Origin of the sequence: Pseudonocardia sp. NPDC049635 (assembly GCF_040659795.1) — a bacterium.
Taxonomy (GTDB): Bacteria; Actinomycetota; Actinomycetes; order Mycobacteriales; family Pseudonocardiaceae; genus Pseudonocardia.
In genome coordinates this window covers 114,697-126,077 of the sequence record NZ_JBFAON010000017.1, presented here as the reverse complement: position 1 = coordinate 126,077, position 11,381 = coordinate 114,697, and the positions used below count along the sequence as shown (strand labels likewise).

Here is an 11,381-nt window from a genome sequence, read left to right as displayed (position 1 = left end):
CGTCCGACCGAGGCGCCGCGGCGGGGCTCGCGGACGTAGCGGACCCGTGGGGAGCCGGTCGCGGTGACGGCGTCGTGGGTGAGTTCGTCGTCGGGGTCGTTGTCGACCACGACGACCGAGAGGTCGGGGTGGTCGGAGGCGAGTACCGCGGCCAGGCAGCGCGCGAGCGACTCGGGGCGGTTGCGGGTCGCGATCACCACGGTGACCGGGTCGGCCGCGACCGGTGCCGGGGTGACCTGCTCGGGCGGGCCGAGGGTGGTCAGGGCGGCTTCCAGATCGGCGACCGTGGCGCGGCCGGCGCGCAGCGGCACCGTCACCTGGCCCTGCGGAGTTCCCCCGACCGTGACCAGCAGCCGGGCGGCGTGGAACTCGGATCCGACCCGCAGGTCGCGCAGCGGCAGCAGCCGGTCGACCTCGCCCACCCAGGTCGCGGCGTCCGCGGTCGCACAGCAGTTGCCTGACATGCGAGCCAGTGTCGACCACCGGTGCTGAGACCACACTGAGAGCAGCCGGGCGACGGCAGACGGGCACACTGCGTCACCGTCTGCGGCAGGTCCACCGTTCGGGGTGGACGCCGCAGGGTCGGCGCAGGTCCGGGCGGGGGCCGGGTACTCACCGTGCCGTCCGGTGGTTGCCCCGATCCGTTCGTCGTCGCGACGAACGGCCCGGTCGACGCGAGGACACGCTGTGCGCGGTGGTGGCTCGGCGTGTCCGGGACGGGGGTCGGCCACGACCGGGTGAGAAACCCGGGCGTGCCGGGGTGCGGGCCCGGTCGACCTGCGGCGACGACGGTGACGGGCGCCCCGGTCGGGTGAACACGCGATGCCCGGCCCGGCCCGGGCGCTCCTGGCCGGTGCGGCGGCGGCCCGCGCCGCTGCGGCCGTTCGCCGGGCGTGCCCGGCGGCCGCCGCGGGTAGATTCGGATCATGCCCGAGTCCCGCCCCACCGCATCCGTGCTGGTCACCGGCAGTGAGCTGCTGACCGGCCTCGTCGCCGACGCGAACGGCCCGTTCGTGTCGCGTGCTCTGGGGGAACTCGGGTTCCAGGTGCGCCGGGTGCTGCTGGTCGGGGACCGGCCCGAGGACCTGCGGTCGGGCCTGGACTTCGTCGCAGGCGACGACCTCGTCGTCACCACCGGGGGGCTCGGCCCGACCGCCGACGACCTGACGGCCGAGATCGTCGCCGAGTTCTGTGACGCCCCGATGCAGGTCGACCCCGCGCTGCAGGCCCGGATCCACGCCAAGGTCGCCGGATGGGTCGCCCGGACCGGATGGGACGGCCCCGCCCTGGACGACTCGATCGCCAAACAGGCCCGGGTGCCGCGCGGCGCCGCGGTGCTGGAGCCGGTCGGTACCGCCCCCGGTCTGGTGGTGGCCCGTGCCGGCGGGCCACTCGTCGTCGTCCTTCCGGGGCCGCCCCGTGAACTGACCGGGATGTGGCCGGCTGCGCTGGATGCACCCCCGGTGGCGGCGCTGCTCGCCCGCACCCCGCGCGCGGAACCGATCCTGCTGCGCTTCGCCGGACTGCCCGAGTCGGAGATCGCGGCCACCCTGCGCGGCATCGGCCGGGAACTGGACACCTCCCGGGTGGAGATCACGACCTGCCTGCGGCGCTCCGAGCTGGAGGTCGACCTGCACCCCCTGCCGGGTGCCGAGGGCACCGCCCGCGAGCTGGCCGACCGGATCGTCGACGCCCATCGCCGTCGGCTGATCAGCGACGACGGGCGGAGCACCGACGAGCTGCTCGCCGGCGCGCTGCTGGATCGCGGCTGGACCGTCGCGACCGGGGAGTCGTGCACCGGCGGCCTGCTCGCCGGGCGACTGGTCGACCGGGCCGGCTCGTCGGCCTACGTCGCCGGTGGTGTGGTCGCCTACTCGAACGCGGCGAAGTCGGCTCTGCTCGGCGTCGACCCGGAGCTGATCGCCGAGCACGGCGCGGTGTCGCCGGAGGTCGCCCGCGCGCTGGCCGACGGGGCCCGGGAACGGTTCGGTGCCGACGTCGGGGTGGGGATCACCGGGGTCGCCGGGCCGAGCGGGGGAACCGAGGCCAAACCGGTCGGCTACGTCTGCTTCTGCGTGACGACCGCCGACGGGCAGGTGCTCGCCCGCGACCCGCAGCTGCCCGGCGGTCGCACCGACGTCCGGGAGCGGTCGGTCGACCTGGCGATGCACCTGCTGCTTCGGGTCACCGGTGTGACCGGCCCCGGCGCGCACCGGTAGACGTGCGCGAGCCCCGTCCGGTCGGACCGGACGGGGCTCGTGGGAGAGGGTCGCTCAGCCCTTCGCGGCGGCGAGGCGCTCCGCGGCGTCCGCCCAGTTGACGACGTTCCACCAGGCCTTGACGTAGTCCGGCTTCACGTTCTTGTACTGCAGGTAGAACGCGTGCTCCCACATGTCGAGCAGCACGATCGGGGTCTGGCCGGCCGGCAGCTGGGACTGCTGGTCGTAGAGCTGGTGGATCAGCAGCCGGCCACCGAGCTGGTCGTAGCCGAGGATGGCCCAGCCGGAGCCCTGGATGGTGGTGGCGGCGGCGGTGAAGTGCGCCTGGAACGCGTCGAAGGACCCGAAGTTCTCGTCGATCGCGGAGGCGAGGTCACCGGTGGGCTTGTCGCCGCCGTCCGGGGAGAGGTTCTTCCAGAACGCGGAGTGGTTGACGTGCCCGCCCAGGTTGAACGCCAGGGTCTTCTCCAGACCGACGATCGCACCGAAGTCGTTCTTGTCGCGGGCCTCTGCGAGCTTCTCGAGGGTCGCGTTCAGGCCCTGGACGTAGGTGTTGTGGTGCTTGGAGTGGTGCAGCTCCATGATCTCCGGCGCGATGTGCGGGGCGAGCGCGCTGTAGTCGTACGGCAGATCCGGGAGCGTGTACTCGGCCATCGGTAGTCTCCGACCTCCTCGGTGACGGGGCGCGGCGGTTGCCGCGCGGATCGCGTCCACTATGTCTCACGATACGACTACCCGCGACGCGCCGCCCGCACGCATGCCTCACCCGGGCAGCTCGGCGGGCCCTGCGGACCGTCGTCCGGTCGGGGGCGGTGGCGCCGGCGTCCCCGGGCCACCGACCGAGCGGTGAGCGTGTTGCGGCGCAACCGGTCCGTGTGCTCGGCGCGCCCGTCGAACGGGACCCCCTCCGCGCCGCCGCCCACCCCCGCCCGGCTCGGACCCCGGCCGCGAGCAGACCGCCGGGCGCGAGGACACGGGTGGTCCCGCCGCACGCCTGCCCCGTGGTCCTCCGGAGCCCGGGCACACCTCGACGAGCACCGGGCCGTGTCGGCCGGCGAGGCGTCGGCGAACGGGAGGCCGGACGGCCCGGGCCGCCCGGCACGGAGAGGTCGAGGCCGTGCGGGCGGACGCCGTGGCGCGCGCGGTCCGCGCCCCGGCGGTCCGGGCTGATGGCAGCGTCCGGGGCGCTCCCGTAGCGTCGCGACGAACACCCGGGGCATCCGGCCCCGGGGTGAGGGGCGCCCGGCGGGCGCCGCGGACGGAGGCGGCATGACAGCCCCGGCGACCGGGAGACGGGTCGGCGACGGCCTCGCCGTCGGGCCGGACCTGACCGGTGCCGCCGAGGTCGCGACCGCTCAGGCGCTCGGTGCGCTGGAGGGAGCCCCCGCCGATCTCGTCGTCTTCTTCGTCTGCCCGGGCGCCACGACGCAGGTGGCGGCCGCGGAGGTCGAGGCCGCCGGCCTGCGGGTGATGGAGCTGGCCGGTGCCGTGGCGGCGATCGGCGCCACCGCGCACGGGGTGATCGCCGACGCCCGCGGCGTCGAGGGCGAGCCCGCGGTGGCGGTCTGGGCGGCGAGCATGCCGGGCACCCGGGTCCGTGCCGTCGCCCCGGTCGCGGAGCGCCGCCCCGGGGCCGGCCCCGACGGCGCCGACGCGATGACCGTGCGCGGCCTGCGCACCCCCGACGACGACGACACGGCCGCGATCCTGCTCGCCGACCCGTACGAGTTCCCGATCTCCGGTGTCCTGGACCGGATCAACCAGACCCGTCCCGGCTTCCCGGTGATCGGCGGCATGGCCAGTGCCCCCGGCGGGCCCGGCGTGAACCGGCTGTTCGTCGACGGGCGGGTGCATCCGGGTGGCGCGGTCGGTGTGCTGCTCGGCGGCGGGACCGCGCCCCGGATCGTGGTGAGCCAGGGCTGCCGGCCGATCGGTCCGCCGATGGTCGTCACCCGGGCCGAGCACAACCGGATCGGCGAGCTCGCCGGGCGGTCCGCCGCCCAGCGGCTGCGCGAGATCGTCGCGGCGCTGCCACCGGACGAGCAGCAGCAGGCGCTGCGCGGGCTGCACATCGGCGTCGCCGTCGACGAGCACGCCGACGAACTCGGCCGCGGCGACTTCCTGGTCCGACCGGTGCTGGCGGTGAACGCCGAGGAGGGGTCCGTCGTCGCCGGTGACGTCGTCGACGTCGGCACCACCGTGCGCTTCCAGGTCCGCGACGCGGCCGGCGCCGCGCAGAACCTCTACGAGCTGCTCGGGCCGGTCCGGCGGTCCGGGCCCGTCACCGGGGCACTGCTGTTCTCCTGCAACGGCCGCGGCGCCGGGATGTTCGGCGACCCGGACCACGACGTGCGCGCCGTGCTCACCGGACTCGATCCGCGGTGCGCGGCGGCCGATCCGGCGTCCGGCGGATCCGGGGCCCCCGGGCCCCGGGTCGCCGGGTTCTTCGCGGCAGGGGAGATCGGGCCGATCGGCGGCCGCAACCACCTGCACGGTTTCACGGCGTCGTTGCTGGTGGTCTGATGCCCCGGAAGAAGGTCCGCAGCTCGTCGACGAAGATCTCCGGCTGCTCCAGGGAGGCGAAGTGCCCGCCGACGTCGGGCCTGGAGAAGTGCCGCAGATCGGTGAACCGGCGCTCCAACCAGGAGCGCGGAAGCTTCACCATCTCGTGCGGGAACTGGGCGACCCCGGTCGGCACGTCGACGTCGTCCATCCGGCGCCGCGCGAAGCTCTCCCAGTAGATCCGCGCCGAGGACGCACCCGCCGCGTTCAGCCAGTACTGCATCACGTTGTCGAGCAGCCGGTCCCGGCTGACGACGTTCTCCGGGTGCCCGGCGCAGTCGGTCCAGTCCCAGAACTTCTCGACGATCCAGGTGCACTGCGCGGCGGGCGAGTCGACGAGGCCGTACCCGATGGTCTGCGGGCGGGTGGACTGCTCGGCGGAGTAGCCGCCGCCGTAGCGGTCGAAGCTCTTGGCGAAGGCGATGTCCGCCTTCTCCTGCTTCGACAGCGGCAGCTCCTCGTCGTCGGGTCTCGGCGCGAGCGCCATCGTGAGGTGGATGCCGTAGAGCATCTCCGGCGCCGCCGTCCCGAGCGCGGAGGTGATCATCGCCCCCCAGTCGCCGCCCTGCGCGGCGAACCGCTCGTAGCCGAGGCGGTCCATCAGCTGGGCCCAGGCCACCGCGATCCGCTCGACCCCCCAGCCCGGCACGGACGGTTTGCCGGAGAACCCGAATCCGGGCAGCGTCGGCAGGACCACGTGGAACGCGTCGGCCGGGTCCGGAGGATCGGTGAGTGCCGGCAGCACGTCCAGGAACTCGACGATCGATCCCGGCCAGCCGTGCGTGAGCAGCAGCGGCATCGCGCCCGGGTGCGGCGACCGGGCGTGCAGCACGTGCACCTCGACCGAGTCGTCCCCGCCGCCGTCGAGGCCGGTACGGAACTGCGGCCAGGCGTTGATCTCGGCCTCGACCCGGCGCCAGTCGTATCGGGTCCGCCAGTACTCGCAGAGCTCGCGGGCGTAGTCCAGCGGGACACCCTGGTCCCACCCCTCGACGGTCGGGGGATCGGGCCAACGGGTCCGGGCGAGCCGCTCGCGCAGGTCGTCGAGCTCGGCCTCGGGGATCTCGATGCGGAAGTCGCGCACCCCGCCACCGTGGCACGCCGCGGTGCGGGGCGCGGCCTCGGATCCATCACGATGCGGTCAGGGCGTGGCGGTCCCCGTGGCGAGGGGGACGCCGATCAGCTTCTCGGAGACGTCCCAGATCCGCCGGGCCGCACCGGCGTCGCGCAGCGGTGGGTAGAGCTTCTGCCCGGTGGGCGAGCCCCCGGGGTGTCCCGGCCCGTCGGGACCGTAGAGGGCGGCCGCCGCGGGCCTCCGGTGAGGTCGTCGCGTACAGCGCGGGCAGCGCTGCGGTCGTCGGTGTCCCGAACAGGACACCGCGGCGGGAGAGGGCACCGATGACCCGTCGGCCCAGGGTCTCCCGGTCGCGGCCGACCTCCGGTCGCGCGGCGAGCAGGCTCGTCGGCGCCACACCGGGATGGGACAGGTTGCTCGTGATGCCCCAGCCACCGGCCCGGCTGCGCCGGTCCAGCTCCAGCCCGAACAGGCCGAGGGCGATCTTCGACTGGCGGTAGGCGTCCATCCCGCTGTAGGCCCGCTCCCGGTTGAGGTCGTCCCAGTCGATGCGACCGCGCGCCGCGGCGACGCTGATCTGGGAGGTCACCCGCGCGTTCCCCGCGCGCAACAGCGGCAGCAGGTGGGCGACGAGCGCGACGTGCCCGAGGTGGTTGGTGCCGAACTGGAGCTCGAAACCGTCGGCGGTGGTCCGCCGGTCCGGTGGCGTCATGACGCCGGCGTTGTTGACCAGGAGGTGGATCGGTGCGCGCTCGGCCGTCAGCCGCTCGCCCAGCGCCGCCACCGACCGCAGCGAGGACAGGTCGAGCTCCCGCAGGGACACCTCTGCACCGGGATGTGCGGACCGGATCGTGGCGAGCGCCGCCGCACCCTTGCCCGGGCTGCGGACCGGCAGGACCACCTCGGCGCCCGCCGCGGCGAGCCGGGCGGCGATGCCGACGCCGACACCGTCGCTCGCACCGGTGACGACGGCGCGCCGTCCGCTCAGGTCGGGAAGGGTGATCTCGGATGTGCGGCGTGGCATGGGTGTCTCCCGGTCGTCCTGGGGCCTGTGCCCGGTGGATGTGCACACCACACTGGGCCGGTCGTGCGGCGTTATCCACGGACTGCCGATCCGTGGCTGCGGCGGCCCACCGGCGGTAGGAACGAGGCAGCGACCGGAGAGGCGGTAGACCATGATCGACCGGGCCGGGTTGGCGGCGTTCCTCCGGAAACGACGCGAGGCCATGCAGCCCGAGGACATCGGGCTGCCCCGTGGACGCCGTCGCCGCACCGCGGGGCTGCGCCGCGAGGAGGTCGCCGCGCTCTGCCACATGTCGGCCGACTACTACGCCCGTCTGGAGCGCGAACGCGGGCCGCAGCCGTCCGAGCAGATGCTCGCCGCGATCGCACAGGGCCTGCACCTCTCGCTCGACGAGCGGGACCACCTGTACCGGCTCGCCGGCCGGCCCGCGCCGGCCCGGGGATCGACCAGCGAGCACATCAGCCCGGGTCTGGTGCGCATCCTCGACCGGCTCACCGACACCCCGGCCGAGGTCGTCACCGAACTGGGAGAGACGCTGCGGCAGACCCCGCTGGGCGTCGCCCTGACCGGTGACGCGACCGCCTTCACCGGGCCCGCCCGCAGCCGCGGCTACCGCTGGTTCACCGATCCGGCGTCGCGCGAGATCCACCCGCCGTCCGACCACGTGCTGATGTCGCGGATCTACGCGTCCGGGCTGCGCGGCCTGGCCGCACTGCGCGGCCCCGGTTCCCGGGCCGCGCAGTTCGCCGACCTGCTCCTGGCCCGCAGCGAGGAGTTCCGGACGCTGTGGGAAGCGCACGAGATCGGGGTGACCCCGCAGGAGGTCAAGCGGATGGTCCATCCCGAGCTCGGCGTGCTGGAGCTGAACTGCCAGACCCTGCTCGACCCGTACCAGTCGCACCGGCTCCTCGTGTACACGGCGCCGCCGGGCAGCGAGAGCCACGAGAAGCTACAGCTGCTCTCGGTGATCACCGGGCGCTCGCTGGGGCCGCCCGAGCACGTCCCACCCCGGCGCGGGTGACCGCGTTCAGCCCGCCCCGGGCGGGTCGGCCGGACCGGTCAACGCTCGGCTGATCCCGCGGGCCGCCGCCCGGACGGCGGGCACCCAGGTGTGTGGGTTCGTCCCGTCGGCCGGGACGACGACCGACAGCGCCGCGACGACCGGGCCGTCACCGGCGTGCACCGGCGCTGCCACCGACAGCGAGACCGCCTCGATCTGACGGTCGGAGACGACGAACCCGCCGGCCCGCACCTGGGCGAGCAGCGCGCGTACCCCATCCGGCTCGCACACGGTGTGCGGGGTGAAGCGGCGCAGCGGGCGGGTGAGCACCCGCTCGACGTCCTCCGCGGGCGCGTGTGCGAGCAGCGCCAGGCCGACGCCGGTCGCGGTCGAGGGCAGACGCGACCCGGGCCGGCTGACGATCGAGACGGCGTCGCGGGTCGACAGCCGTTCCACGTAGACGACCTCTCCCGGGTCGTCGCGGTCGAGCACGGCGAGCTGGACGTTGTGCCGGGTGACCTCGTGCAGGTCCTCCAGGAACGGCATCGCGGCCTCGCGCAGTCCGCGGCTGGCCGGGGCGAGGTGCGCGATCTCCCAGAGCCGCAGCCCGATCCGGTAACGGCCGTCCGCACCGCGTTCCAGCGCCCGGCCCGCGGTGAGCTCCCCGACGAGCCGGTGCGCGGTGGTCAGCGGCAGACCGGACCGCCGCGCTATCTCACTCAGCCCGAGCGCGGGGGACGACGCGGTGAACGCCCCGAGGACGTCGAGGACCCGGGCGGTCACCCCGGATCTGGCCGGACGCGAACTCATGACCGGCCAGTCTTCCGCAGAGCGGAAGTGCGGTCGAGCGTGACCCGGCCGGTCGGGGACAGTACCGCCATGACGAGCCCCGTCCCGCGACGACGCGAGAGCCGGACCCAGGTCGGCATCATCGGTGCCGGGCCCGCCGGGCTGGTACTGGCCCGGCTGCTGGCGCTCGCCGGGATCGACGCGGTCGTGCTGGAGGCCCGGGACCGCGCCCACATCGAGTCCCGGGTACGCGCGGGCGTCCTGGAGGCGCCCACGGTCGAACTGCTGAAGGAGGCGGGCGTGGCCGCCCGGCTGGACCGGGAGGGCATGGCGCACACCGGGATCGCGTTGCGGTTCGCCGAGGCCCCTGGCGCGCCCGCCGTCGACCACCGGATCGACTTCGCCGACCTGGTCGGCAGCGGGATCACCGTGTACGGCCAGCAGGAGATCGTGAAGGACCTGCTCGCCGACCGGATCGACGACGCCGGGCTGCCCGTCGAGTTCGAGGTGTCCGATGTCGCGCTGCACGACCTCACGACCGACGCTCCGTCGATCACCTACACGGCCGCGGACGGCACCGGGCGGGTGCTGCGCTGCGACGTCGTCGCCGGCTGCGACGGTTTCCACGGCGTCTCCCGGCCGGCGGCCGGGGCGGGCGGGGACCTCGCCGTCGCCGAGCGGACCTACCCGTTCGGCTGGCTCGGCGTGCTCGCCAGGGCCGCCCCCACCACCGACGAGCTCGTCTACGCCCACCACGACGACGGCTTCGCCCTCTACTCCATGCGCAGCCCCGAGGTCACCCGGCTCTATCTACAGGTACCGCCCGACACCGATCCCGGCGACTGGTCGGAACGCCGGATCTGGGACGAGCTCGCGACCCGGCTGGCCTGCGACGGCTTCACCCTGAACGAGGGCGAGCTGCTGGAGAGGCCATCGGTCACCCCGATGCGGAGCATGGTCGCGGCACCGATGCGGCGGGGCAGGTTGTTCCTGGCCGGGGACGCCGCGCACATCGTGCCGCCGACCGGGGCGAAGGGGATGAACCTGGCGATCGCCGACGTCCGGGTGCTGGCCGACGCGATCACCGGCTTCTACCGCACCGGCTCGCCGACCGGCCTCGACGAGTACTCGGCGACCTGCCTGCGCCGGGTCTGGCGGGCCGAGCACTTCTCCTGGTTCATGACGTCGATGCTGCACCGCTTCGCCCCGGACACCGAGGCCGGCGACGCGTTCGGGGTCGGCCTGCAACGGTCCCAGCTGCGCTACACCGCGACCTCCCGGGCCGCCGCGACCAGCCTGGCCGAGAACTACGTCGGTCTCCCGCACGGCGCTGTCTGAACCCGATCGGACCGCGCTACCACGCCCACCACGAGAGGACCGCCGATGACGCCGCCGCTGCTCCGTCCACCGGGCTACGTACCGGTGCCCGAGGGCACCCACCCGCCGCTGAACTCGCCCGGCTACCGGAGCACCGGGCTCCGCGCCCCCGCGCAGCAGCCGATCGTGCTGCCGCACCGGCTCACCGAGGTCACCGGCCCGCTGCTGACCGGCCCGGTACGGCCGGGTGACGACGACCTGACCGTCGGTGCGAACGGCGAGGCCCTCGGCCAGCGGATCGTGGTGTTCGGCCGGGTGCTCGACTCCGGCGGCCGTCCCGTCCCGGACACCCTGGTCGAGGTGTGGCAGGCCAACGCCGCCGGCCGGTACGCGCACCGCTGGGACAACTGGCCCGCCCCGCTGGACCCGAACTTCACCGGCGGCGGCCGCACGCTCACCGACGCCCACGGCGACTACTCGTTCACCACGATCAAGCCGGGCGCCTACCCGTGGGGCAACCACCACAACGCGTGGCGGCCGGCGCACATCCACTTCTCGCTGTTCGGCCGGGCGTTCACCCAGCGCCTGGTCACCCAGATGTACTTCCCGGACGACCCGCTGTTCGCCCAGGACCCGATCTACAACGCGGTGCCGGAACAGGCCCGGCACCGCGTGGTGGCCACCTTCGACCTCGACGCGACCCGGCCGGAGTGGGCGCTCGCCTTCCGGTTCGACATCGTGCTCCGTGGCCGCGAGCAGACCCCGTTCGAGGAGCCGCACGCATGACCGCGACGCCGCCGCCACCGGCCCTGACCCCGTCGCAGACCGTCGGCCCGTACCTGTCGCTCGGGCTGACCTGGCCGGACGGACCGGACGTCGTCCCCGCGGGCACCCCGGGCGCGATCACGGTCGGTGGCACCGTCACCGACGGTGACGCAGCCGCGGTCGCCGACGCGTTGATCGAGACCTGGCAGTCTGACCCGGCCGGGCGCTTCGACCATCCCGACGACCCGCGCGGCGCGGTCTCCCACCCGGGGTTCCGCGGATTCGGCCGGGTACCCACCGACGACGACGGCCGCTGGGCCGTCCGCACTCTGCTGCCCGGCGCACTGCCCGGCCAGGCTCCGCACATCGACGTCTCCGTCTTCGCGCGCGGCCTGCTCGACCGGGTCGTCACCCGGATCTACTTCCCGGGGTTCGCCGAGGCGAACGCCACCGACCCGCTGCTCGCGGTGGTGCCCGAGGAGCGCAGGCACACTCTGCTCGCGGTGCCCGACGGCCCGGACCGCTACCGCTTCGACATCCGCCTGCGCGGCGCCGGCGAGACGGTCTTCCTGCAGCTCTGACCCGGCCCCGCCCACCGCACACCCGTTCACCACGGTTCACACCTGTTGC

The 11,381-nt window shown here is 74.4% G+C and carries 11 protein-coding genes; 6 read left to right on the top strand and 5 right to left on the bottom strand.

Annotated elements, in window-relative coordinates; translation table 11 throughout:
• A partial coding sequence (locus AB0J24_RS20205; RefSeq protein WP_358683507.1) for a glycosyltransferase occupies positions 1–464 on the bottom strand: 464 nt, incomplete at its 3' end.
• Positions 465–926: 462 nt separating this feature from the next.
• On the opposite strand from AB0J24_RS20205, the gene AB0J24_RS20200 reads away from it, so the two are divergent.
• A complete protein-coding gene (locus AB0J24_RS20200) occupies positions 927–2,219 on the top strand; it encodes a competence/damage-inducible protein A (protein WP_358683505.1) in 1,293 nt (430 codons plus the stop codon).
• Between the two features lie 54 nt (positions 2,220–2,273).
• Here AB0J24_RS20200 and AB0J24_RS20195 read toward each other — a convergent pair whose 3' ends face one another.
• Complete coding sequence (locus AB0J24_RS20195) at positions 2,274–2,873, bottom strand: superoxide dismutase (protein WP_358683503.1); 600 nt, start codon at positions 2,871–2,873, stop codon at positions 2,274–2,276.
• Between the two features lie 615 nt (positions 2,874–3,488).
• Here AB0J24_RS20195 and AB0J24_RS20190 point away from each other — a divergent pair.
• Positions 3,489–4,742, top strand: coding sequence for an FIST N-terminal domain-containing protein (locus tag AB0J24_RS20190; protein WP_358683501.1), 1,254 nt, complete (start codon positions 3,489–3,491; stop codon positions 4,740–4,742).
• Here the strand turns inward: AB0J24_RS20190 and AB0J24_RS20185 are convergent.
• Both AB0J24_RS20185 and AB0J24_RS20180 read right to left on the bottom strand, forming a co-directional pair.
• A complete protein-coding gene (locus AB0J24_RS20185; protein ID WP_358683499.1) occupies positions 4,717–5,865 on the bottom strand; it encodes an epoxide hydrolase family protein in 1,149 nt (382 codons plus the stop codon). The genes AB0J24_RS20190 and AB0J24_RS20185 overlap by 26 nt on opposite strands.
• A gap of 46 nt (positions 5,866–5,911) precedes the next feature.
• Positions 5,912–6,880 (bottom strand): SDR family oxidoreductase, encoded by a 969-nt coding sequence (locus tag AB0J24_RS20180; protein ID WP_358683497.1) that lies wholly within the window; start codon positions 6,878–6,880, stop codon positions 5,912–5,914.
• 151 nt (positions 6,881–7,031) lie between these two features.
• Here AB0J24_RS20180 and AB0J24_RS20175 point away from each other — a divergent pair, with 151 nt between their 5' ends.
• Positions 7,032–7,901: a helix-turn-helix transcriptional regulator gene (locus tag AB0J24_RS20175; RefSeq protein WP_358683495.1), complete on the top strand. Its 870-nt coding sequence runs from the start codon at positions 7,032–7,034 to the stop codon at positions 7,899–7,901.
• A 6-nt stretch (positions 7,902–7,907) separates the two neighbouring features.
• Here the strand turns inward: AB0J24_RS20175 and AB0J24_RS20170 are convergent, their stop codons facing one another.
• Positions 7,908–8,690, bottom strand: a complete 783-nt coding sequence (locus AB0J24_RS20170) for an IclR family transcriptional regulator (RefSeq protein WP_358683494.1) — start codon at positions 8,688–8,690, stop codon at positions 7,908–7,910.
• Positions 8,691–8,759: 69 nt separating this feature from the next.
• Here AB0J24_RS20170 and AB0J24_RS20165 point away from each other — a divergent pair, with 69 nt between their 5' ends.
• The 3 genes from AB0J24_RS20165 to pcaG are packed head-to-tail and all read left to right on the top strand — an operon-like array spanning position 8,760 to position 11,332.
• Positions 8,760–10,007, top strand: a complete 1,248-nt coding sequence (locus tag AB0J24_RS20165) for a 4-hydroxybenzoate 3-monooxygenase (RefSeq protein ID WP_358683493.1) — start codon at positions 8,760–8,762, stop codon at positions 10,005–10,007.
• Between the two features lie 45 nt (positions 10,008–10,052).
• Positions 10,053–10,772 (top strand): protocatechuate 3,4-dioxygenase subunit beta, encoded by a 720-nt coding sequence (pcaH, locus tag AB0J24_RS20160; RefSeq protein ID WP_358683492.1) that lies wholly within the window; start codon positions 10,053–10,055, stop codon positions 10,770–10,772.
• A complete protein-coding gene (gene pcaG, locus AB0J24_RS20155) occupies positions 10,769–11,332 on the top strand; it encodes a protocatechuate 3,4-dioxygenase subunit alpha (RefSeq protein WP_358683490.1) in 564 nt (187 codons plus the stop codon). Before pcaH ends, pcaG begins: the two co-directional genes overlap by 4 nt.
• Positions 11,333–11,381: the final 49 nt, after the last annotated feature.

What these genes read in the sequence shown, in the direction of transcription:
- AB0J24_RS20165 (WP_358683493.1), top strand. Translation starts at nt 8,760, where the DNA reads ATGACGAGCCCCGTCCCGCGACGACGCGAGAGCCGGACCCAGGTCGGC.
- AB0J24_RS20180 (WP_358683497.1), bottom strand. Translation starts at nt 6,880, where the DNA reads ATGCCACGCCGCACATCCGAGATCACCCTTCCCGACCTGAGCGGACGG.
- AB0J24_RS20190 (WP_358683501.1), top strand. Translation starts at nt 3,489, where the DNA reads ATGACAGCCCCGGCGACCGGGAGACGGGTCGGCGACGGCCTCGCCGTC.
- pcaH (WP_358683492.1), top strand. Translation starts at nt 10,053, where the DNA reads ATGACGCCGCCGCTGCTCCGTCCACCGGGCTACGTACCGGTGCCCGAG.
- AB0J24_RS20200 (WP_358683505.1), top strand. Translation starts at nt 927, where the DNA reads ATGCCCGAGTCCCGCCCCACCGCATCCGTGCTGGTCACCGGCAGTGAG.
- AB0J24_RS20195 (WP_358683503.1), bottom strand. Translation starts at nt 2,873, where the DNA reads ATGGCCGAGTACACGCTCCCGGATCTGCCGTACGACTACAGCGCGCTC.
- AB0J24_RS20175 (WP_358683495.1), top strand. Translation starts at nt 7,032, where the DNA reads ATGATCGACCGGGCCGGGTTGGCGGCGTTCCTCCGGAAACGACGCGAG.
- AB0J24_RS20170 (WP_358683494.1), bottom strand. Translation starts at nt 8,690, where the DNA reads ATGAGTTCGCGTCCGGCCAGATCCGGGGTGACCGCCCGGGTCCTCGAC.
- pcaG (WP_358683490.1), top strand. Translation starts at nt 10,769, where the DNA reads ATGACCGCGACGCCGCCGCCACCGGCCCTGACCCCGTCGCAGACCGTC.